At 61.7% G+C, this 21,047-nt stretch carries 26 protein-coding genes; 15 read left to right on the plus strand and 11 right to left on the minus strand.

Features of this window, described 5'->3' with window-relative positions; all coding sequences use genetic code 11:
• Positions 1-34: 34 nt before the first annotated feature.
• Entirely contained in the window at positions 35-355 is a 321-nt protein-coding gene (locus tag NKJ93_RS03940) for a DUF1476 domain-containing protein (protein WP_023717390.1), read from the minus strand.
• Positions 356-625: 270 nt separating this feature from the next.
• Between NKJ93_RS03940 and purC the strand changes: the two genes are divergently transcribed.
• The 7 genes from purC to NKJ93_RS03975 are packed head-to-tail and all read left to right on the plus strand — an operon-like array spanning position 626 to position 4,678.
• Entirely contained in the window at positions 626-1,420 is a 795-nt protein-coding gene (gene purC, locus NKJ93_RS03945; protein ID WP_023674725.1) for a phosphoribosylaminoimidazolesuccinocarboxamide synthase, read from the plus strand.
• Positions 1,421-1,460: 40 nt separating this feature from the next.
• Positions 1,461-1,703 carry a phosphoribosylformylglycinamidine synthase subunit PurS gene (gene purS, locus NKJ93_RS03950; protein WP_023717389.1) on the plus strand — a complete coding sequence of 81 codons (243 nt, stop codon included), beginning with the start codon at positions 1,461-1,463 and terminating at the stop codon, positions 1,701-1,703.
• Complete coding sequence (locus NKJ93_RS03955) at positions 1,700-2,257, plus strand: RNA 2'-phosphotransferase (protein WP_352481308.1); 558 nt, start codon at positions 1,700-1,702, stop codon at positions 2,255-2,257. Before purS ends, NKJ93_RS03955 begins: the two co-directional genes overlap by 4 nt.
• Complete coding sequence (gene purQ, locus NKJ93_RS03960) at positions 2,254-2,922, plus strand: phosphoribosylformylglycinamidine synthase subunit PurQ (protein ID WP_352481169.1); 669 nt, start codon at positions 2,254-2,256, stop codon at positions 2,920-2,922. The genes NKJ93_RS03955 and purQ overlap by 4 nt, the downstream gene beginning before the upstream one ends.
• Positions 2,923-2,953: 31 nt before the next feature.
• A complete protein-coding gene (locus tag NKJ93_RS03965; protein WP_352587707.1) occupies positions 2,954-3,619 on the plus strand; it encodes a glutathione S-transferase family protein in 666 nt (221 codons plus the stop codon).
• A gap of 2 nt (positions 3,620-3,621) precedes the next feature.
• Positions 3,622-4,032 (plus strand): hypothetical protein, encoded by a 411-nt coding sequence (locus NKJ93_RS03970; RefSeq protein ID WP_023717385.1) that lies wholly within the window; start codon positions 3,622-3,624, stop codon positions 4,030-4,032.
• Positions 4,033-4,036: 4 nt separating this feature from the next.
• Entirely contained in the window at positions 4,037-4,678 is a 642-nt protein-coding gene (locus NKJ93_RS03975) for a Pr6Pr family membrane protein (protein WP_352587710.1), read from the plus strand.
• An 18-nt stretch (positions 4,679-4,696) separates the two neighbouring features.
• Here the strand turns inward: NKJ93_RS03975 and NKJ93_RS03980 are convergent, their stop codons facing one another.
• Entirely contained in the window at positions 4,697-4,948 is a 252-nt protein-coding gene (locus tag NKJ93_RS03980; protein WP_352587713.1) for a DUF1127 domain-containing protein, read from the minus strand.
• A 93-nt stretch (positions 4,949-5,041) separates the two neighbouring features.
• Here NKJ93_RS03980 and NKJ93_RS03985 point away from each other — a divergent pair, with 93 nt between their 5' ends.
• The 3 genes from NKJ93_RS03985 to NKJ93_RS03995 all read left to right on the plus strand — a co-directional run bounded on the left by NKJ93_RS03985 (position 5,042) and on the right by NKJ93_RS03995 (position 9,164).
• Positions 5,042-6,454, plus strand: a complete 1,413-nt coding sequence (locus NKJ93_RS03985) for an aminotransferase-like domain-containing protein (protein WP_023717382.1) — start codon at positions 5,042-5,044, stop codon at positions 6,452-6,454.
• Between the two features lie 149 nt (positions 6,455-6,603).
• Positions 6,604-8,844, plus strand: coding sequence for a phosphoribosylformylglycinamidine synthase subunit PurL (gene purL / locus NKJ93_RS03990; protein ID WP_023717381.1), 2,241 nt, complete (start codon positions 6,604-6,606; stop codon positions 8,842-8,844).
• Between the two features lie 86 nt (positions 8,845-8,930).
• A complete protein-coding gene (locus NKJ93_RS03995) occupies positions 8,931-9,164 on the plus strand; it encodes a BolA/IbaG family iron-sulfur metabolism protein (RefSeq protein ID WP_023674714.1) in 234 nt (77 codons plus the stop codon).
• A 12-nt stretch (positions 9,165-9,176) separates the two neighbouring features.
• On the opposite strand, the gene NKJ93_RS04000 is transcribed toward NKJ93_RS03995, so the two are convergent.
• On the minus strand, positions 9,177-9,983 hold the full coding sequence (locus NKJ93_RS04000; RefSeq protein ID WP_352495801.1) for a phosphodiester glycosidase family protein: 807 nt from the start codon (positions 9,981-9,983) through the stop codon (positions 9,177-9,179).
• A 162-nt stretch (positions 9,984-10,145) separates the two neighbouring features.
• On the opposite strand from NKJ93_RS04000, the gene grxD reads away from it, so the two are divergent.
• The gene (gene grxD / locus NKJ93_RS04005; protein WP_023674712.1) at positions 10,146-10,481 is read left to right on the plus strand and encodes a Grx4 family monothiol glutaredoxin; all 336 of its coding nucleotides are present in this window, start codon (positions 10,146-10,148) and stop codon (positions 10,479-10,481) included.
• Between the two features lie 206 nt (positions 10,482-10,687).
• A complete protein-coding gene (locus NKJ93_RS04010; protein ID WP_031193515.1) occupies positions 10,688-11,887 on the plus strand; it encodes a multidrug effflux MFS transporter in 1,200 nt (399 codons plus the stop codon).
• A 22-nt stretch (positions 11,888-11,909) separates the two neighbouring features.
• On the opposite strand, the gene NKJ93_RS04015 is transcribed toward NKJ93_RS04010, so the two are convergent.
• From NKJ93_RS04015 to rpsD, 3 genes are all read right to left on the minus strand, one after another.
• A complete protein-coding gene (locus tag NKJ93_RS04015) occupies positions 11,910-12,737 on the minus strand; it encodes an inositol monophosphatase family protein (protein WP_023717378.1) in 828 nt (275 codons plus the stop codon).
• On the minus strand, positions 12,727-13,620 hold the full coding sequence (ttcA, locus tag NKJ93_RS04020) for a tRNA 2-thiocytidine(32) synthetase TtcA (protein WP_352587716.1): 894 nt from the start codon (positions 13,618-13,620) through the stop codon (positions 12,727-12,729). The genes NKJ93_RS04015 and ttcA overlap by 11 nt, the downstream gene beginning before the upstream one ends.
• A 154-nt stretch (positions 13,621-13,774) precedes the next feature.
• On the minus strand, positions 13,775-14,392 hold the full coding sequence (gene rpsD, locus NKJ93_RS04025; protein ID WP_023717376.1) for a 30S ribosomal protein S4: 618 nt from the start codon (positions 14,390-14,392) through the stop codon (positions 13,775-13,777).
• Between the two features lie 379 nt (positions 14,393-14,771).
• Here rpsD and NKJ93_RS04030 point away from each other — a divergent pair, with 379 nt between their 5' ends.
• Positions 14,772-14,984: a hypothetical protein gene (locus NKJ93_RS04030; RefSeq protein ID WP_023674706.1), complete on the plus strand. Its 213-nt coding sequence runs from the start codon at positions 14,772-14,774 to the stop codon at positions 14,982-14,984.
• 90 nt (positions 14,985-15,074) lie between these two features.
• On the opposite strand, the gene NKJ93_RS04035 is transcribed toward NKJ93_RS04030, so the two are convergent.
• The 4 genes from NKJ93_RS04035 to NKJ93_RS04050 form a co-directional block, all read right to left on the minus strand.
• A complete protein-coding gene (locus NKJ93_RS04035) occupies positions 15,075-15,263 on the minus strand; it encodes a DUF3008 family protein (protein WP_023717374.1) in 189 nt (62 codons plus the stop codon).
• A gap of 79 nt (positions 15,264-15,342) precedes the next feature.
• A complete protein-coding gene (murI, locus tag NKJ93_RS04040) occupies positions 15,343-16,155 on the minus strand; it encodes a glutamate racemase (protein ID WP_352587719.1) in 813 nt (270 codons plus the stop codon).
• Positions 16,156-16,295: 140 nt separating this feature from the next.
• Positions 16,296-16,940, minus strand: coding sequence for a DUF805 domain-containing protein (locus tag NKJ93_RS04045; protein ID WP_023717372.1), 645 nt, complete (start codon positions 16,938-16,940; stop codon positions 16,296-16,298).
• Between the two features lie 79 nt (positions 16,941-17,019).
• Complete coding sequence (locus NKJ93_RS04050; protein WP_352587723.1) at positions 17,020-17,886, minus strand: RNA methyltransferase; 867 nt, start codon at positions 17,884-17,886, stop codon at positions 17,020-17,022.
• 206 nt (positions 17,887-18,092) lie between these two features.
• On the opposite strand from NKJ93_RS04050, the gene NKJ93_RS04055 reads away from it, so the two are divergent.
• Entirely contained in the window at positions 18,093-19,304 is a 1,212-nt protein-coding gene (locus tag NKJ93_RS04055; protein WP_023717370.1) for an NADP-dependent isocitrate dehydrogenase, read from the plus strand.
• 11 nt (positions 19,305-19,315) lie between these two features.
• Positions 19,316-19,942: a glutathione S-transferase family protein gene (locus NKJ93_RS04060; RefSeq protein ID WP_023717369.1), complete on the plus strand. Its 627-nt coding sequence runs from the start codon at positions 19,316-19,318 to the stop codon at positions 19,940-19,942.
• A gap of 289 nt (positions 19,943-20,231) precedes the next feature.
• Here the strand turns inward: NKJ93_RS04060 and NKJ93_RS04065 are convergent, their stop codons facing one another.
• Positions 20,232-21,026, minus strand: coding sequence for a PhzF family phenazine biosynthesis protein (locus tag NKJ93_RS04065; RefSeq protein ID WP_352481174.1), 795 nt, complete (start codon positions 21,024-21,026; stop codon positions 20,232-20,234).
• Positions 21,027-21,047 lie beyond the last annotated feature (21 nt).

The following is a 21,047-nucleotide window of genomic DNA, read 5'->3' on the forward strand; positions in this document are numbered from 1 at the left end:
TTGGTCCAGCATTCGATCGATACCGGCGGAAGGATCAGGTGTTCTTGATCTGCTCGATCGCCTGCGCCATCAATTCATCCATGGTGCGGCGGATCTGATGGTCCGACTGGTCGATGCCGGCTGCATCGAAATCCTTGCGTATCTTGCGGAAAACGTCGTGATCGCCGGCTTCCTCGATGTCGCTGACGACCACTTCCCTGGCATAGGCGTCGGCCTCGGCGCCTGACTTGCCGAGCTTTTCGGCAGCCCACAGGCCGAGCGCTCTGTTGCGGCGTGCCGCAGCCTTGAATCGAAGTTCCTCGTCGAATGCGAATTTGCGCTCAAAGCCCTCTTCGCGGTCTTTCATGCTGCTCATGGCATCCCTCCGTGAAATCCGATTCGTTGTGCCAATATGTGTTGCCGGAGCACAAACCAAAAGGGCGCCGGCCGGTCAATATGCTACATTGCCTGCTGCGCTGCGGCATTTCGGTCCCCGAAAGCGGTTGATTGAAAGGATTTGCCGATTGAGCAAACAGTGCGATTGGGATAGACACCGGCATTGAACCCCACCGTCGCCATCTTATTTCAGGCAGACGGACAGGAACTGGTCGCTTGCCGCCTGCCCGCAAATCCAGAGAAAAATCAGATGAAAAATCGCCGCCGCATTTATGAAGGCAAGGCCAAGATCCTTTATGAGGGACCGGAGCCTGGCACGCTGATCCAGTTCTTCAAGGACGACGCCACCGCTTTCAACAAGAAGAAGCATGAAATCGTCGATGGCAAAGGCGTGCTCAACAACCGCATTTCCGAGCACATCTTCAATCATCTCAACCGGATGGGCATTCCGACCCACTTCATCCGCCGGCTCAACATGCGCGAGCAGCTGATCAAGGAAGTCGAGATCATCCCGCTCGAAGTGGTGGTGCGCAACGTCGCCGCCGGCTCGCTGGCCAAGCGCTTGGGCATCGAGGAAGGCACCGTGCTGCCGCGCTCGATCATCGAATTCTATTACAAGGCCGATGCGCTCGACGATCCGATGGTATCGGAAGAGCACATCACCGCCTTCGGCTGGGCGAGCCCGCAGGAGATCGACGACGTCATGGCGCTGGCCATTCGCGTCAACGACTTCCTTTCCGGCCTGTTCATGGGCGTCGGGATCCAGCTCGTCGATTTCAAAATCGAATGCGGCCGCCTGTTCGAAGGCGATATGATGCGCATCGTCGTCGCCGACGAGATCTCGCCGGATTCCTGCCGGCTGTGGGACGTGGCGACCCAGGACAAGCTCGACAAGGACCGCTTCCGCCGCGACATGGGCGGGCTCGTCGAAGCCTATCAGGAAGTTGCCCGCCGCCTCGGCATCATGAACGAGAACGAACCGCCGCGCCCTGCCGGACCGGTGCTCGTCGCATCGACCGACGGTGTCAAAGGCAAGCCGCACTGACGGCTTGCCCGCTCAACAGGTGAACAGGAGCATGTCCAGCGTGATCAAGGCCCGCATTACCGTAACCCTCAAGAACGGCGTGCTCGACCCACAAGGCAAGGCAATCGAGCATGCGCTTTCCGGAATGGGTTTCGGCGGCGTCGGCCAGGTGCGGCAAGGCAAGGTTTTCGATATCGAGCTTGCCGAGGGCGACAAGGCCAAGGCCGAGGCCGATCTGAAAGCTATGTGCGACAAGCTTCTGGCGAATACGGTGATTGAGAATTACGCGGTGGAGATCGGCTGAGCTTGTCGAAAGACATCCAGATATCGAAGTTCATGAGTCTTGTTTTACGCCATGCTCCCCATGAAGCGGGGCTGACTTTGGATGAGAACGGTTGGACTGATTTCAACAAACTTTGCGCGGCGATTCAGGCGAAGTTCGGCACATCCGCCGCCGAGGTTGTTCGGATCATCGACGAGAACCCGAAAAAGCGCTTTGCAATCGACGGTGATCGTGTCCGTGCGGTTCAAGGCCACAGTGTCGAGATTGATCTCGGCCTGTCGCCATCAATTCCTCCAACAGTTTTATATCACGGCACCAAGGAAGAGTTTCTCCCCAGCATCTTACGAGAAGGCTTAATCAGCCAGTCTCGGCAGCACGTTCATTTGTCAAAAGACATTGAAACAGCTGTGATCGTCGCACAGCGCCGCAAGGGGAGAAGTGTTATCCTGCGGATCGACTCGGAAAACATGGCCAAAAACGGCGCCTTATTTTTTCTTTCCGAAAATGGCGTCTGGCTGACCAGCCATGTTTTGCCGCGATATCTGTTCCAACTCAACGAGCATGAATTCTCATGAAATCAGCCGTCGTCCTGCTCCCCGGCCTTAATCGCGACCGTGACATGATCGCGGCGCTGACCAAGATTTCCGGCACGCCGCCGGTCACCGTCTGGCAGACCGACACTGAAATTCCCGATGTCGACCTGATCGCCATTCCCGGCGGCTTTTCCTTTGGCGATTATCTGCGCTGCGGCGCTATTGCCGCGCGCATGCCGGTGATGCGGGCTGTGGCCGAAAAGGCGGCCAAGGGCGTCACGGTCATCGGCGTCTGCAACGGCTTCCAGATCCTGGTCGAGGCCGGCCTGTTGCCGGGTGCATTGATGCGCAACACCTCGCTGAAATTCGTCTGCCGGCAAGTCAAGCTGCAGATCGCCAATGCCAACACGATGTTCACCCGCCGCTATCAGCCGGGCCAGGTCATCCGCGCGCCGGTGGCGCATCATGACGGCAATTATTTTGCTGATGCCGAAACGCTGGCCCGCCTCGAAGGCGAAGGCCAGGTGGTGTTCCGATATGCCGAAGGCACCAATCCCAACGGCTCGATCAACGACATTGCCGGCATTGTCAACGGCCGTGGCAATGTGCTCGGCCTGATGCCGCATCCCGAGAACCTGATTGAAGCGGCGCATGGCGGCAGCGACGGCCGGGCGCTGTTCGAAAGCGCGCTGGGCATCGCCGCTTGATGCATTCAATTTTCCTCCTGGAGCGACGGTCATGAAACTCTATTCGCGACCGCTGTCGCCCTATTCGTCGATCGTGCGGGCGCTGGCCTACATCAAGAACGTGCCGCTCAAGGTCATTGCACCGCCGCCTGGGTTTCCCATTCCCGAGGCATTCCGTGCCATCTCCCCGCTCAACCGGATTCCAGTGCTGATCACCGGCTCGGGCGAAACGATCGTCGAATCCGTGGTCATTGCCGAATATCTGGAGGAGCGCTTTCCCGAGCCAGCGCTGCTGCCCAAGGATTCGAAAGACCGGGCGTTGGTGCGCATGTTCGCCCGCATCACCGACCTTGACGTGCTCGCCCCAACGATGAAGCTGTTCGAGCTCTATTTCGTGCCGCAGCGCAACGAGGCGGACATCAAGGCACAGTTCGCCCGATTGCATCACGGGCTTGCGGCAATCGAGGCCCGCATGGCGCATGGCCCGTTCGCGCTCGGCGACGACATCTCCTTCGCCGATGCGTGGCTGACGCCGACCCGCTTCGTCTTCAACAATTTCAGGGCGACGATCGGCCGCCCCGACCTGCTTGACGCCCATCCGAAATTCGATGCCTATGAGCAAATCGCCTTGCAGCATCCGGCGCTGTCGCGCGTCTGGGGTGAGATGACAGACGGTCTGAAGATCTTTCTGTCCGAACTCGAGATGGGCGCCGCTTGACCATGCGATTGACACTCGCCCGCCTCGCCGTCGCTACTGCCGCCGGGCTTGTACTCGCCTCATGCCAGTCAAGCCCGAAGAGCACGCCGGCGCCGGCGGGCAAGAGCGCGTCACTGCTTGCCATGGAGCAGGTGGCAATAGCTGCCCACAAATGCTGGATCGCCAGCAAGGACCCTGCCTTCAAGTCCTATCAGATGGCCAACGAGCTGAATTCGTTCAGCGGCACGCCGCGCTTCCTGCTGGTGCCGGCCAAACATTATGGCGGAAAGCCGTTGCTGGTCGTGCAGGCGCAAGGCAATTCGAGCCGCGTCGACGTGTTCGGCCCATTGATGGCGGAACCGCTCGGCGGCCGCATCGGCTCGGACATTGCCCGCTGGCAGGCGGGCAATCCGGCCTGTGGCGCTGCTGCCTAGCGCAATGGGTCGCTTGCTGCAGATCACCGGTCTGGTCGTCGGCCTGGCCGGGCTCGTCCTGCAGCTCTGCATCACCGTCCCGGCATCAATGGAAGCCGGCCGCGGCTTTGTCGGCTCGCTGGTCTTCTATTTCAGCTTCTTCACCATCCTGACCAACATCGGCGCGGTGCTCGTCCATGCCTCGTTGCTGTCGTCGACGGGTTATGCCTGGTTTCCGGCCTTTGCCGGGCCACGGATACGGGCGGGCGTAGCCGTCGCCATAAGCCTGGTCCTCATTATCTATGCCACGGTCCTGGCGCAGCTTTGGCAGCCGCAAGGGCTGTTCCTGCTCTGCGACGTGCTCCTGCACTATGTGACGCCGGTGGTGTTCGTGCTGTGGTGGCTTGTGGCGGGCGCCGACGGCTCGACGCGATGGCGTGACATCTCGTGGTGGATGATCTATCCGATCGCCTATCTGGCCTACGCGCTGCTGCGGGCGCCGATCGTCGGCGAAGTACCCTATCCATTCCTCGACGTCTCCAAACACGGGGCGGCCAGCGTCGCCGTCTCGGCTCTGGCCATCACCGGGCATTTTCTGGTTCTGTGTATCGTGGCCGTGCTTGTGGACCACGGCGTATCGAGGCTCAGGGCGGCGGGCGTCCGCTAAAGTGCGGTGCCTCAACCCTCAGTCCCAGAACGGCCTGAGGCCCTCACGATGGGCATCACAACGCGTAATGCCTATGTCCTTGAGCTGGTCGTCGGTCATCTCGAGCAGGACCAGCCGGCTGCGCCGACGATCCATTAGCCTGCCAATCCATCTCGCGAAGGATCCGAGCGTACGCACCAGCCGACTAACATAGGTTGGCCGGCCTAACGGAGGCGCCACCTGCATCTGCAATTCAGCCCTAACGGAGCGGATTGTCTCTATTGTAGCCATTTTTTTTCTGCCAAAACTTCGGATTGTACCCTTCTCGCCGCCGATCTGATATGTATTGACTCACATCCTGGTGCAATGTAAAAAATTGTCACCATGACAACTTGGCTGCCAGATCTTACCGCGGGTACCGGCCCGCTCTATCAGCGGCTTGCCGATTCCATCGAGACGGACATCGACCGCGGCCTGATCGGTGCAGGGGCAAAGCTGCCGCCGCAGCGCGATCTGGCATACGACATCGGCACGACCGTCGGCACGGTCGGCAGGGCCTATCAATTGCTGCGCGAGCGGGGATTGGTCAGCGGCGAGGTGGGCCGCGGAACCTATGTTCTCGCTCAGCAGTCGGAAAGCGCAAAGCCGGATTTCCTGGAGCCGGTCGAACAAGGCACGCGCTATATGGATGCGCCCGGCGACAAGATGCGCTTCGATAGCACCGCCGCACCGGATGTCGGCCAGGGTGCCATCGTCGCCGATGTGTTGACACGCACGGCGCAAGACCATCCGCATGAGATTTCAAGCTACACGCGTGATTTCCCGGACCGCTGGTTCGAGGCCGGCAGGCGCTGGCTGTCGCGCAATTCCTATCGCCCGGCGGCGGATGCCATTGTCCCCACGCTCGGCACCCACGCCGCGGTGATGGCAACAATTGCGGGGCTCACCGCCCCCGGCGACTATGTCGTCTTCGAGCACCTCACCTATTCGCAGATCTCCCGCAGCGCCGGCCTGATCGGTCGCCGGACCGCACTGGTGGCGGCTGACGACGAGGGCATCGATCCCCAGGATTTCGAGCGCGTCTGCGCACAAAAGCACCCGAAGATGATGTTTTTGATGCCGACGGCCAAGAACCCGACGCTGACAACGCTGTCGGCATCGCGCCGCGAGGCAATCGCGCATGTCGCCCGTCAATATAACGTCGTCTTGATCGAGGACGATCTCTATGGCGGACTGACCGACGACCCGACGCCTTTACTGGCCGAATATGCTCCCGAACGGACCATCGTTGCCGGCGGCCTGTCGAAATCGGTCGCGGCGGGTGTTCGCGGCGGTTGGCTCGCTTGCCCGCCGGCCTATCGTCACCGCATCCGGGTTGCCCATAAGATGATGACGGGCGGCCTGCCCTTTCTGCTGGCGGAGGTGGGCAGCCGGCTGGTGTTGTCCGGTCAGGCCGCCGAGATGCGCAAGCGCAGCATTGCCGAGATCGGTGCGCGCATCGCGATCGTGCGCGAGACACTCGACGGCTTCGACTTCAAGGCGCTGGATAATGTGCCGTTCGTCTGGCTCACTTTGCCGGACCCATGGCTTTCCGGCACTTTCAAACAGGCTTGCCTCGAACATGGCGTGCTCATCGACGACGAGGACGAGTTCAAGGCGGGGCGTTCCGAACAGGCCTTTCACGGCGTGCGGTTTGGCATCTCGCAGCCGCGACAGCGGGACGATATTGCGCACGGCGTCGCTGTGATCCGGCGGCTTCTGGACGAAGGCCGCGCCGGCTACGACAGCTTTTCCTGAACCGGCTTGAAACCGGCGGGTCGAGTGGCGATCTTCCGCTACTTGCGGCAAGCTGTTGCTTTCCGTCGTTTTAGTCATCCGACGGGGTGTATCGGCTGCAAAGCTTGCGATAAGACGGGACTCGATCCCAAGGACACAAATTGCCGATCATGACCATTTCCAATTCCGTGCCGATCACTCCGGAACTCATTGCCGCGCACGGGCTGAAGCCCGACGAGTACCAACGCATCCTCGACCTGGTCGGGCGCGAGCCGAGCTTTACCGAACTCGGTATTTTTTCCGCGATGTGGAACGAGCATTGTTCCTACAAATCCTCGAAAAAATGGCTTCGTACGCTGCCGACCACCGGGCCGCAAGTCATCCAGGGCCCGGGCGAGAATGCCGGCGTGGTCGACATCGGCGACGGCGACTGCGTCGTCTTCAAGATGGAGAGCCATAACCATCCCTCCTATATCGAGCCTTATCAGGGAGCGGCGACCGGCGTCGGCGGCATCCTGCGCGATGTCTTCACCATGGGCGCGCGGCCGATCGCGGCGATGAACGCGCTGCGCTTCGGTGCGCCGGATCATCCCAAAACCAGGCACCTCGTTGCCGGCGTCGTTTCCGGCGTCGGTGGCTATGGCAATTCCTTCGGCGTGCCGACGGTCGGCGGCGAGGTCAATTTCGACGCCCGCTACAATGGCAATATCCTGGTCAATGCGTTTGCCGCGGGCCTCGCGAAGACGGACGCAATCTTTTTGTCCGAGGCCAAGGGCGTCGGCCTGCCGGTCGTCTATCTCGGCGCCAAGACCGGTCGCGACGGCGTCGGCGGCGCCACCATGGCCTCGGCCGAATTCGACGACAAGATCGACGAGAAGCGGCCCACGGTCCAGGTTGGCGATCCCTTCACCGAAAAATGCCTGCTCGAAGCCTGCCTCGAACTGATGGCGTCCGGCGCCGTTATTGCCATCCAGGACATGGGTGCCGCTGGTCTCACCTGCTCGGCGGTCGAAATGGGCGCCAAGGGCGACCTCGGCATTGAGCTCGATCTCGACAAGGTGCCGGTGCGTGAAGAGCGCATGAGCGCTTATGAGATGATGCTTTCGGAGAGCCAGGAGCGCATGCTGATGGTGCTGCGCCCCGAAAAGGAAAAACAGGCCGAGGCGATCTTCCACAAATGGGGCCTCGACTTTGCCATCGTCGGCAAGACCACCGACGATCTGCGCTTCCGCGTGCTGCACCAGGGCGACGAGGTCGCCAACCTGCCGATCAAGGATCTCGGCGACCAGGCGCCGGAATATGACCGTCCCTGGGTCGAGCCGAAGAAGCCGGCGCCATTGGGCGCCGGCGATGCACCGCAAACCGATGTGGCCGAGGCTTTGCTGAAGCTGCTTGGCGGGCCGGACCTGTCCTCGCGCCGCTGGGTGTGGGAGCAGTACGACACGCTGATCCAAGGCAATTCGTTGCAGCTTCCCGGCGGCGATGCCGGCGTCGTGCGGATCGACGGTCATCCGACCAAGGCGCTCGCCTTCTCCTCCGACGTGACGCCGCGCTATTGCGAGGCCGACCCCTACGAGGGAGGCAAGCAGGCGGTGGCCGAATGCTGGCGCAATCTTACCGCCACCGGTGCCTTGCCGCTCGCGGCCACCGACAACCTTAATTTCGGCAATCCGGAACGGCCGGAGATCATGGGTCAGTTGGTCGGCGCGGTGAAAGGTATTGGCGATGCCTGCAGGGCGCTGGGCTTCCCGATCGTCTCCGGCAACGTCTCGCTCTACAATGAGACCAACGGCCAAGGCATACTGCCGACACCAACCATCGGCGGCGTCGGGCTGATTGCCGATTGGTCGAAAATGGTGCGGATCGGCTTTGCCGCCGAAGGCCAGATGATCGTGCTGGTCGGCGCACCGACCATGTGGGGCACGCATCTTGGCCAATCGGTCTATATGCGCGACATCCATGGCCGTGCCGACGGCCCGCCGCCGCCCGTCGATCTCGATCACGAAAAGCGCGTCGGTGACCATGTGCGGGCGCTGATTGCGTCGGGCGTCGTTACCGCGGCGCATGACGTTTCCGATGGCGGCATCGCGGTGGCGTTGGCCGAGATGGCGATGGCCTCCGGCATCGGCGCGACCATCCCCGGCCTGATCGGCACCGATCCGATCCCGGTCTGGTTCGGCGAGGATCAGGGCCGCTATCTGCTGACGCTGTCGATCGACCCGCAGAGCGAGGCGTGGGATGCCATTCGCGAACAGCAAAGCAAGCTCGGCATTTTTGCACCGTGGATCGGCTCGACCGGCGGCAGCGAACTGAAGCTGGGCGAGGCACGTGCGATACCGGTCAGTGAATTGACCGCTGCCCACGAATCCTGGTTCCCTCGCTTCATGGCAAATGAGGTCGTGGACCCGTGATGTGATCGAGTGGAGCCGTTTCACTGTGGTTCATCCGCCGTTTCGACCATATCTATGAGTTCACGACCTGAACAAGGAATCCTCGCATGGCAATGGACGCCCACGACATCGAACGGCTGATCAAGGAAGGCATTCCGGACGCCAAGGTGACGATTCGCGACCTGGCCGGCGATGGCGACCATTATGCGGCGGAGGTGGTGGCCGAAAGCTTTCGCGGCAAAAGCCGCGTCCAGCAGCACCAGATGGTCTATGACGCGCTGAAGGGCAACATGGGCGGCGTGCTGCACGCGCTTGCCCTGCAGACCAGCGTGCCGGACTAAACTCCCGTCCAGTTACCGGCTCGCAAGCGCCTTGCCGGTCACGGCAATGATCGGCCCGGCCGGATAGTTTCCACCAACAATCATCCGCTCGCCATTCGACAGCGCCGACACGACCCCGTCGAAGAAAAGCGCATTGGGGCAATTGAGCGCATCTCGAAACAGCCGTGCGAAGCTGCCGAGGCTGACTTGAGAGCGCGAGATCGCCAGCACGACGGTGTTTTCGTCAAGCACGCCGACGCCGTTGCGGATATAGCGCGATGTGCCGTCCTGCTCGAAACGGGGATGAAGCCGGCCGTCGATCACCAGCATCGGGCCGGATTGCGTGGCGACCATCACGTCCGGCCCGGCCGCGGCATAGGCACTTGTCTCCATGACCGCCGCCTTGCCGTCCTTGCGGACCACGAATACGCCATTCGGTTTCAGGAAGAAATTGCCTTCGCTGTCGGCGACGTTGAGCGGCGCCTTCTCCCGGCCGTCTTCGACGAGAAGGCCGACTGGGGTCAGATCTTGGTGATACATGCCGGCGTTCATGGCGAGCAGCACCGGCCGGCCCTGATCCGCCATCGCCTTGTCGAATTTGTCCAGGGAACCGAAGGCCTTGCCGTCGAGGCCTACGTGGAACACACCGATGTCATAGCGGCGCAGATCGATTTCGCAGACGACGTAGGCGGCCGCCTCGAAGCTCGCGTCGCGGCACGGCGCCGGCAATTCACCGCCGACGACGAGGGGTGGCTGTCTCGGCGACCTGGCCCACCAAATCAAGGCCAGTGCGGCGAGCAGAACGGCGAGGAGGAACCCGGCGAGATATCGTCTTTTCATCGCGCCTCGGGAAAGATGGTGGCCAACGGCTTGGCACAAGATCAGACGTTCCTTTGCGCCATTTGCATGGCAAGGCGGCAAACATCTTGTTTCGCGCAACCCATGGGTTTATTTGAAGGGTAATGTTCGAGCCTGACTCCCACAGGCATGAAAGGGTATTCCATGAGCGGCATCAACGACTACATCGATAATGAAGTGAAGGGCAACGACGTTGTTCTCTTCATGAAAGGCACGCCCGGCTTCCCGCAATGCGGATTTTCCGGTCAGGTCGTGCAGATCCTCGACTATATCGGAGCCGACTATAAGGGTGTCGACGTGCTGACGTCGGCCGAGCTACGGCAAGGCATCAAGGACTATTCCAACTGGCCGACCATCCCGCAGCTCTACGTCAAGGGCGAATTCGTCGGCGGCTGCGACATCATCCGCGAGATGTTCCAGGCGGGCGAATTGCAGACCTTCCTCGTCGAAAAGGGCGTCAGCGTCAAAGGCGCCGCCTGACTTCTGTTTTGCGTATGGCTCTCCGAAGATCGACTGCGATTGTCGGGGTCATGCGCTTAGCGCCGGGGCACCTTGGCAAAAAGTTGTGCCCGCTATCGGGGCAATGAACGAATGGATGCGTCGGCACGCCGGCGCATTTTCGTTTGAGGATCGGACTGGCCGTGGATCAGCAAGCACAAGCGCAGCAAAAGGCAAGCACCTTGCCTATTCCGCGCTGGGAATTCATCGCGCTATGCGCGGCGCTGATGGCGCTCAATTCGCTGGCCATCGACATCATGTTGCCGGCGCTGCAGCAGATCGGCGCCTCGCTCGGCGTCGAAAATGAAAACCACCGGCAATATGTGATCACCGCCTACATACTGGGCTTCGGCGGTGGGCAACTGTTCTTCGGGCCCGTCTCGGACCGCTTCGGGCGCCGCGCTCCGCTGGTTGCCGGGCTGGTGATCTATGTTGCGGCGGCGGGCGCTGCTGCAGTCGCCCCGTCATTCGCCACGCTTCTGCTATGCCGGGCCGTGCAAGGCATCGGCGCGGCGGCGACGCGCGTCATTGCCGTCTCGATCGTGCGCGATACGTTCGACGGAAGGCGCATGGCCGAAGTCATGTCCTTGATCTTCATGGTGTTCATGGCAATTCCGGTGGTGGCACCCGGTATCGGCCAATTCATCATGCTGTTTGCGACCTGGCACGTGATCTTCGTCACCATGGCGGCCGGCGCGCTGATCGTGTCCGCCTGGTCGCTGTTGCGCCTGCCCGAGACACTACATCCAGAATATCGCCGGCCGCTGACGCTGTCCTCCATCATCGGCGGCTTCCGCATCGTTCTCACCAACCGCATCGCGCTCTGCTACGCCTTCGCCAGCACCTTCATCTTCGGCGCCATGTTCGGCTTCATCGCCTCGGCCCAGCAGATCTATGTCAGCGTGTTCGATGTCGGCGAGATGTTCCCGGTCATCTTCGCGGGGGTTGCCGGCGTGCTTGCTTTTTCGAACTACCTCAACTCGCGCCTCGTCGGCCGCATCGGCATGCGCCGTCTGTCGCAAAGCGCGCTGCTGCTGTTTCTGGCCATCAGCCTTGCCTGGCTGGTCGTTTCCATCGAAATGAAGATGCCGCTCTGGCTCTTCATTACTTTCTTTGCCTGCGCCATGGTACCGTTCGGCGCGCTCGGCGCGAACTTCAACGCGCTCGCCATGGAGCCGCTCGGTCACCTGGCCGGCACCGCCTCGTCGATTCTCGGGTTCATGCAGACATTTCTTGGCGGCATCCTCGGCACGCTGATCGGCCAGGCCTTCAACGGTACGGTAACGCCGCTGGCCGCCGGGTTCTGCAGCGTGTCGGTGGCGGCGCTGCTGATGATTCTCATCGCCGAGCGCGGCAGGCTGTTCCAGCCGCAAAACCCGCCGGTCTAGTTTTACGCGCTGGCGGATAAAACTATTCCGCCCAAAGCTCGCGGCGCAGCTCCCGCCAGCTTTCCCTGTCCGGCGCGACCAGCAGGCCACCTCCGACATGTGACGGCAGATAGGCGCTGCCGTCGAAGCGCGCGGCATAACCACCGGCCTCGGCATGGATCAGTACGCCGGCCAGATGGTCCCACGGCATCAGCTTGTTATAGACGACGAAATGGCCGTGGCCGCTGGCCAGCAGGCGGTATTCGTGGGCTGCGCAGCGATAGTTGAACTGCGACAGCGACTTGGTCTGATTGCGCGCCAGGCGTGAGCGGTCCGGCTCGGGTAGATAGTGCCACGAGACCGCTCCAGTCATTTCCGATATCGGCGCCGGTTTGGCGACATGGACTTTTTCGAAATTGCCATGCGCGTGCCGAATATGACTGCCGGCGCCGCTGACGCCGACCAACCAGTCCTTGCCGACGGGATCGTGGATGATGCCGGCGACCGTCTCGCCCTTGACCACGACGCCAAGCATGACGCCGAACAGCGGCACGCCGGAGGCGAAGTTGAAGGTGCCGTCGACCGGATCGACGACGAAGGCGAGTTCGGCATCGCCGAGACCGTCGAGCAGCGTCGGGTCGTCGGAGCAGGCCTCCTCGCCGACGATCATCGCCTTGGGATAACGCTGAAGCAGCCTGGCGGTGATGAGCCGCTCGGCATTCACGTCGGCCTCGGTCACAAGATCGGCGGCCGAGGTCTTGCGACGCACGTCGCCCTCACTCAACCGGCGAAAGCGCGGCATGATCTCGGCGACGGCAGCGTCCGACAGAAGGTCGGCAAGCCAGTCGATCGCGCTGTCGTCAAATGTCATGGGGACCGTCTTGCTTTGCGTTAAGAGCATCGTTGAGGGCGGCGAAATCGAACAGCGTCCTGTCGAGCAGATGCGAGCGCCGCACATTGGCCATGGCACGGATCATGGTGTCCTTGCGGCCGGGCATGCGCTTCTCGATGTCGTCGAGCATCGCTTTCATGGCGTTGCGCTGCAGGCCTTCCTGGCTACCGCACAGATCGCACGGAATTATCGGGAATTTCATGGCGCCGGCGAATTTCTCGAGATCGGCTTCCGCACAATAGGCGAGCGGCCGCAGCACCATGACGTCGCCTTCCTCGTTGAGCAGCTTCGGCGGCATGGCGGCGAGGCGTCCGCCATGGAACAGGTTCATGAAGAAGGTTTCCAGAATGTCTTCGCGGTGATGGCCGAGCACCAGCGCCGAGCAGCCCTCCTCGCGGGCAATGCGATAGAGATGGCCGCGCCGCAGCCGCGAACACAGCGAGCAATAGGTGCTGCCCTCGGCCAGCTTGTCGATGACCACAGAATAGGTGTCCTGATATTCGATGCGATGCGGAATGGCATGGCTGTCGAGATAGTCGGGCAATATGTGCTTGGGAAAGTTCGGCTGGCCCTGGTCGAGATTGCAGGCCAACAGCTCGATCGGCAGCAGCCCGCGCCATTTGAGATCGAGCAGCACGGCAAGCAGGCCGTAGGAATCCTTGCCGCCCGACAGAGCGACCAGCCAGCGGTCGCCGGGCCTCACCATTGAGAAATCGTCGATCGCCTGGCGGGCAAGCCGCAGCAGCCGCTTGCGCAGCTTGTTGAACTCGACGGAGGACGGCACATCGGCAAACAGCGGATGAAAGCCGCCTTCGGCGTCGGCGACCGGTTCGAGCGTTTCGGCGTCTGGCTGCATGTTCACGGCGCGTCGGCCCTAAAGTCCTGTTGCCGCCCGCAGTAGCGCATCGAACCGAAAATCGAAATCGATTTCGGAATCACGCCGCGAAAAAGGAACGAAAAAGAAAAGGCCGCCCCGATAGGGCGGCCTTCGCTTGTATCGCGTACGAACGCGCCGATCAGCGCGAATAGAATTCGACGACCAGATTCGGTTCCATCTGCACGGCAAACGGAACGTCGGCCAGGCCGGGGATGCGCGTGAAGGCGGCGGTCATCTTGTTGTGGTCGGCCTCGATGTAATCGGGCACGTCGCGCTCGGCCAGGCCCACCGATTCCAGCACGATGACCAGCTGCTTCGACTTCTCGCGCACTTCGATGACGTCGCCCGGCTTGCAGCGGTACGAGCCGATGTTGACGCGCTTGCCGTTGACGTTGACGTGGCCGTGATTGACGAACTGGCGCGCCGCAAAGATGGTCGGTACGAACTTGGCGCGGTAGACGACTGCGTCGAGGCGCGATTCGAGCAGGCCGATCAGGTTCTCCGAGGTGTCGCCCTTGCGGCGGTCCGCCTCTTCATAGACCTTGCGGAACTGCTTTTCCGAAACGTCGCCATAGTGGCCCTTCAGCTTCTGCTTGGCGCGCAGCTGCAGGCCGAAATCGGAAAGCTTGCCCTTGCGGCGCTGGCCATGCTGGCCGGGGCCGTATTCACGCTTGTTGACCGGGGACTTCGGGCGGCCCCAGATGTTTTCGCCAAGACGGCGGTCGATCTTGTACTTCGCGGATTCGCGCTTGCTCATCGCATTCCCTTTCAAAACAACACACCCGGAACCTCATGGTCCGGGTGAAGGAAACGCGCCCTCCTCTGGCCCCCGTTTTCGAGACCTGACAGGGTTTTCCACGCAACGCGACGGAAAACCCACGGGACACGTCATTTCAAACAGGACATCAGGAAATTAAAACCGGCTTCCAAACGTCTTGCACACATAAAGAAAACCACCGGGCATTGCGGCCCGGTGTTGGTGGGCTGGTTAAACGGAGATTTAACCGCTGTCAAGCTTCCAGCTGGCGCGAATCGCCGAACCGGATAGTGTTGCGGTTGTAGAACGTGCCGGATGTGGCGGGAGGTTGCGCCAGTGGCATCAGGAAGGGACTGAAGTCAGAGGAGCTGGAATTCGCATGAAGAAGTTCTTCCTTACGTTGGTAGGAGCCGCGGTGATGGCCGGCACGATGGCGGTCGCGCCCGAGCCGGCGCAGGCCCGGCATTGGCACGGCCACAGGCATCACCAGGTCTGCCGCATCGTGGTCAAGAAGAAGGTGGTGTGGCGGCACGGTCATCGCAAGGTCATCCGCTACAAAGTGCGGCGCTGCGGTTGGGGATGGAACTGGTAATTTTCGCCCTCGCCCGTTGAGACTTCAGGGCCCGCGGCTCAGCCGCGGGCTTTTTATCGACCGGCATCCGCCGCCAGAATGGTCAGTCGATCAGTGTTTCGATTTCTTTTCCGGCAGGCCCTTGCGCTTGGTCTCGGCGAATTCCTCGAGCTGTTTTTCGCTCATGGATTTATACATTCCCTTCGACGCGCCTTTGAGCTCGCTCTTCTTGGTCTCGCCACGCTTGGCGGACAGTGCAGCACCGGCGGCTTTCTGCTGGGCTTTCGAGGTGGCTGGCATGATCGTTTCTCCTGTTCCTCAATGAGAAAAGAACGCATCGCCCTGGGCTGATGTTCCCGGAGCACCAAAGTGCCTGGGGTCAGGATACCGCCAGGCCAAATCCCTGCATCAGCCGGCGCGTCGGAAAATCGGCCTCGTTCGAGGTGAAGACGGCAAAATCGGCGCCTTCCGGCAGTACCTCTCTGCGATAACGGGCCTCGGTATCGGCGAGCAGCGACAGCGCGCGGCGTGCGATCGCCTCGGCCGGGTCGAGCCAGTCGACCGGCCAAGGTGCTGTCTTGCGCATGCGGTTGGCCAAAAACGGATAATGGGTGCAGGCAAGCACGACGATGTCGGTGCGTAACCCGTCATGCTCGACGAAGCACGGCGCGATCTCGGCGCGCACGGCGTCCTCGTCGACAAAACCATCGCGCATATAGGCTTCGGCCAATCCCGCCAGCTTGTCGCTGCCGACCAGGCGGACATGGCATTTCTGCGCCCATTTGCTGATCAGGTCGCGCGTGTACTGGCGCTTGACGGTGCCGGGCGTAGCCAGCACCGAAACCAGGCCTGAGCGCGTGCGTTCCGCCGCTGGCTTGATGGCCGGCACGGTGCCGACGAAAGGGTGGCCGGGAAACCTCTCGCGCAACGCATCGATGACCAGCGTCGAGGCGGTGTTGCAGGCGATGACCGAAATAGCCGGCGAAAACCGTTCGAGCAGCCTGGCGAACAACTCCAGGATGTGTGTTCTCAGCGCCGGCTCCTCCCAGGCGCCGAAGGGGAACGCCGCGTCGTCGGCGACATAGATGAAGCGGCGGTCAGGGATCAGGACGCGCGCCTCACGCAGCACAGTGAGGCCGCCAATGCCGGAATCGAACATCAGGATCGGACGGGCGCTCGATGGACTGGTCATTATCATTGAGTCACTAAGGGCTGGGAATCACAAACGAGATCACGAGAGAAGGTTCGGCCCATGCTTTTTGCTCCGGCCAATGATGCTTTATCCCGGCCGCTTCTATCTGGAACCATCATGGCCTTGATGCGGCGAGACGGTCACACAAGGCCCCGCTTGCCGAAGCCGCCGGCCCGCGGCCGGCCGTTCGCCGGAGATGCAGGGTGAGATGCAGGGTGGTTCGACGGCACCGGTGCGGCCCGCATGGCATAGGCCGGAGCCAGGGCCGCCACGCCGGCGGCCGACTCTGAATGGGGCGCCGCGGCGCCGCGCAGCGGCCCGGGCGGGTCGAAATCGTCGAAACTCAGGGATGACGCCATATCCGAAGAGCTACCGCCCGCCGGCTTGGCCGCCAAGATGACCGCCCACAGCCCGACGAGAGCTAATCCCAGCAGGTTAAGGCCGGAATGCGACTCGTCGCCGTCGAACTTTACGACAAGAACAGTGCCGGCCTGCAGAATCGCAAACAGGGTCGAGAACACGATATACGACCAAAGGATCCAACCGGACCCTTGCGCATCGCGGCTTCGACGCCAGGCGAAATTCGCGCGGAACAGAACAATCACCAGCGAGGCGACGAGAACGGCCGCGGCCAGCCCTTCCCTGGAAGGTCCGGGCTTCGAATTGGCCAAACCCTCGATGCCGATGGTCAGCACGACGCACAGCACAAAGGTCACGATTTCCGCAACCAGCAAGGCCGCCGAATAGAAGAAAAAGCGAGGACGACCGATATCCGAGCTAAACATCCGAGGATCCATCGTTTTCCAGACAATGGATCACATCAAATAACATTCGGTTACTGGTGAGATATGGGTAACTCGAAGGCTAGTCTTTGTCCTTCGCCTTTCCGGCGCGTGCCGCGGCCGCCGGGAGCCGCCTTGGATCGTCGCCGGGCGATCCGTCGCCGCGTGGCATGGCCGGCGAGAACCTGTCCAGCGATGATATAATACCGCGTAGCACCTTGAGCTCCGGCTCGGCAAAACCGGGGCGGGTCAGCACTGCGCGCAAATTGTCGACCATCTTCGGCTTCTTCGGTGCCGGGCGGAAATAGCCGCGCGCCTCCAGTGCACCTTCCAGATACGCAAACAGGGCGTGCAATTCTTCCTTGGCAGCTGGCGGCATTTCGGGACCGGAGAAGTTGGTCCTGGTCTCGTCTTCCAGGCCGGACTTCATCCATTCATAGGACATCAGCAGGGCCGCCTGGGCGATGTTGAGCGAGGAGAAGGCTGGATCGACGGGGAAGGTGACGATCTCGTCGGCAAGGCCGACCTCGTCATTATAGAGGCCGAAGCGCTCGCGGCCGAACAGGATGCCGGTGCGCTGGCCGGCCCGCTGCCGCGCGCGCAGCGCCCTGCCCGCCTCGACCGGGCCGCGCACCGGTTTGAAATTGTCGCGCGCGCGCGCCGTGGTGGCGAAGACGAAGTTCAAGTCGGCGACTGCCGAGGCCAGGTCGTCGAACACCTCGACGGCATCGATGACATGGTCGGCGCGGCTTGCCGCGGCACGCGCCTTCTCGCTCGGCCAGCCGTCACGCGGATTGACGAGGCGCAGTTCGGCAAGGCCGAAATTGGCCATGGCGCGTGCAACCATGCCGATGTTCTCGCCGAGCTGTGGCTCGACCAGGATGATCGCCGGTCCGGACGCAGGCGTTCCGGAGGCAAGAGGGTTGTCGGGATCCTGGGTGGCGGTCATGGTTGTCAATGAACTGCTGTTTGCGGCATTTCGCAGTCCCCTGCCACATTTGGCGGCGAAAATGAAGCTTTCGCAAAGAATGCCGGCACTACGGCGCGGTTCGCCGTTTGCGCGGCCAAAAAGCCTTTGATATACGGGCCGCATCCCAGGGCCGGCAGCCGTGCGGGCAAGGCCGTTCCGTTCCCCAAAAGCGAGGCATTCTTTCCATGGCGAAGATCAAGGTGGCGAACCCGGTCGTCGAACTCGACGGCGACGAGATGACCCGCATCATCTGGCAGTTCATCAAGGACAAGCTGATCCACCCTTATCTCGACCTCAAGCTCGAATATTACGATCTCGGTATCGAGCACCGCGACGCCACCAACGACCAGGTGACCATCGATTCGGCCAATGCCATCAAGAAATACGGCGTCGGCGTGAAATGCGCGACGATCACGCCCGACGAGCAGCGCGTCGAGGAATTCAAGCTGAAGAAGATGTGGAAGTCGCCGAACGGCACCATCCGCAACATCCTCGGCGGCACCATCTTTCGCGAGCCGATCATTATGAAGAACGTGCCGCGGCTGGTGCCCGGCTGGACCAAGCCGATCATCGTCGGCCGCCACGCCTTCGGCGACCAGTACCGCGCCACCGACTTCCGCTTTCCCGGTAAGGGCAAGCTGACGATCAAGTTCGTCGGCGAGGACGGCCAGGTGATCGAGCACGACGTCTTCGACGCACCCGGCGCCGGTGTCGCCATGGCCATGTACAATCTCGACGAGTCGATCCGCGAATTCGCCCGCGCCTCGCTGAATTACGGCCTGCTGCGCAATTACCCCGTCTACCTGTCGACCAAGAACACCATCCTCAAGGCCTATGACGGCCGCTTCAAGGATATCTTCCAGGAGGTCTACGAGGCGGAGTTCGAAGCCGAGTTCAAGGCCAAGAAACTCTGGTACGAGCACCGGCTGATCGACGACATGGTGGCCTCCAGCCTGAAATGGTCGGGCGGCTATGTCTGGGCTTGCAAGAATTATGATGGCGACGTGCAGTCGGACACGGTGGCGCAAGGCTTCGGCTCGCTCGGCCTGATGACCTCGGTGCTGATGACGCCGGACGGCAAGACCGTCGAGGCGGAGGCCGCGCACGGCACCGTCACCCGCCACTATCGCCAGCACCAGAAGGGCGAGGAGACCTCGACCAATTCGATCGCCTCGATCTTTGCCTGGACGCGCGGCCTCGCCCACCGCGCCAAGCTCGACGACAATGCCGAACTGAAGCGTTTTGCCGAGACTCTGGAACGGGTCTGCATCCAGACGGTCGAGTCCGGCTTCATGACCAAGGACCTGTCGCTGCTGATCGGTCCCGACCAGCCATGGCTTTCGACCACCGGCTTCCTCGACAAGATCGACGAGAATTTGCAGAAGGCGATGGCCTGAGCTCCTCCGACATGGACAAGCCCGTCGTCTACGGCGCGGACTACAGCGTCTATGTGCGCATCGTGCGGCTGGTGCTCGAGGAAAAGGGCGTCGGCTACGAGCTGGTGCCCGTCGACATCTTTGCGGCGGACGGCATTCCCGGCTGGTACTTCGAGCACCAGCCGTTCGGCCGCATCCCAGCCTTCGAGCATGACGGCTTTCGCCTTTACGAGACCGGCGCGATTGCCCGTTATGTCGACGAAGCCTTTGACGGCCCGGCGCTGCAACCGGTCGAAGCCCGGCCTCGATCACGCATGAACCAGATCACCGGCCTGCTCGACGCCTACGCCTACAGGGCCATGGTCTGGGATGTCGCCGTCGAGCGGCTGGAAAAAACGCCGCCCGACGAAGCCGTGATCGCCAACGGGTTGAGGCAGGCGAGAACGGCATTGCAGGCGCTGTCTTCGCTGAAAGCCGAAGGGCCTTGGCTGTTGGGGACGGAACTGACGCTGGCCGACCTGCACGCCGCACCGATCATCGGCTATTTCGTCAAGGTCGCCGAGGGGCGAAAACTGCTGGCGGAGTTTGCCGACATCCAGGATTGGTATGTGCGCATCGCGGCGCGTGCGGGTTTTGCGAAGACCGAAAAGGCAGAGTGAGGAGACAAGCATTCGGCAATAGGCCTTCTGGTGATTAGCGAAAGCCGGCGCGAAAGCCCAATCTCCCCCCTTGTGGGGACCTCAAGGGGGAGATGTCCGGCAGGACAGAGGGGGGTGTGAAGGATCGCTAACCTTCGACTGATCCTTTCCAATTGGGAACGGCCTGAGAACGTGGCTCCGATTGGGCTGGCAGTCGGAGGGACAGCACCCCCTCTGCCCTGCCGGGCATCTCCCCCGCAAGGGGGGAGATCGGCAGCTTCGCCGAAGGCGACCCACTGCGAAATACCGCTCAATCGGGAAGGTAGATCTCCGCCTTCATAAAGGTCTTCGCACGGCCTGTGATCAGCACGCGATCTCCGGCCAGCTCGCATAGCAAGTGCCCGCCGCGTTGCGAGCATTGGAATGCCGACAGATGCGTCTTGCCGAGTTTTTCAGCCCAGTAAGGCACCAGCGTCGCATGAATGGAGCCGGTTACCGGATCCTCGGGAATGCCTGCTCCGGGCACGAAATAACGCGAGACGAAATCATGGGCCTGCCCAGGCGCGGTAATGACCAAGCCGAGAGGATGAAAACGTCCGATCCTGAGCAGATCGGGAACGAAAGATCGCACGCTTGTCTCGTCGGCAAGCTCGACAAACAGGTTCTCGAAATTGCGGAAGCCCGCAACCGTCCGCTGAGACAATATCGCTTGCAGCGCCGACTTCAGCTCTTCCTCGACGGGCTGCGGCGGAAAACACGGCAGATCGAGCTGATAGGCCCCTTCCCGCTGGGAAACCCGCAACTCGCCCACCCGGGTGGCGAAGGCCATTTCGCCCTGACCACTGTATTCCGTGGTCAGCACATGGGCGGCCGCAAGAGTGGCATGGCCGCAGAAGTCGACTTCATGGACCGGCGTGAACCAGCGCAAATCCCAACCTTTGCCATTCGCCCGCACAAACGCCGTTTCGGCAAGATTGTTTTCGTTGGCGATGGCCTGCATTACCTGCTCCGGCAGCCACTCCTCCAAAAGGAGAACGGCGGCAGGGTTGCCCTGGAAGGCCTGTTCGGCAAAGGCGTCGACCTGATACATCGTCAGCGTCGGCATATCAGGCCCTCAAGGATGTCC

Origin of the sequence: Mesorhizobium sp. M0028, from assembly GCF_040323855.1 — a bacterium.
Taxonomy (GTDB): Bacteria; Pseudomonadota; Alphaproteobacteria; order Rhizobiales; family Rhizobiaceae; genus Mesorhizobium.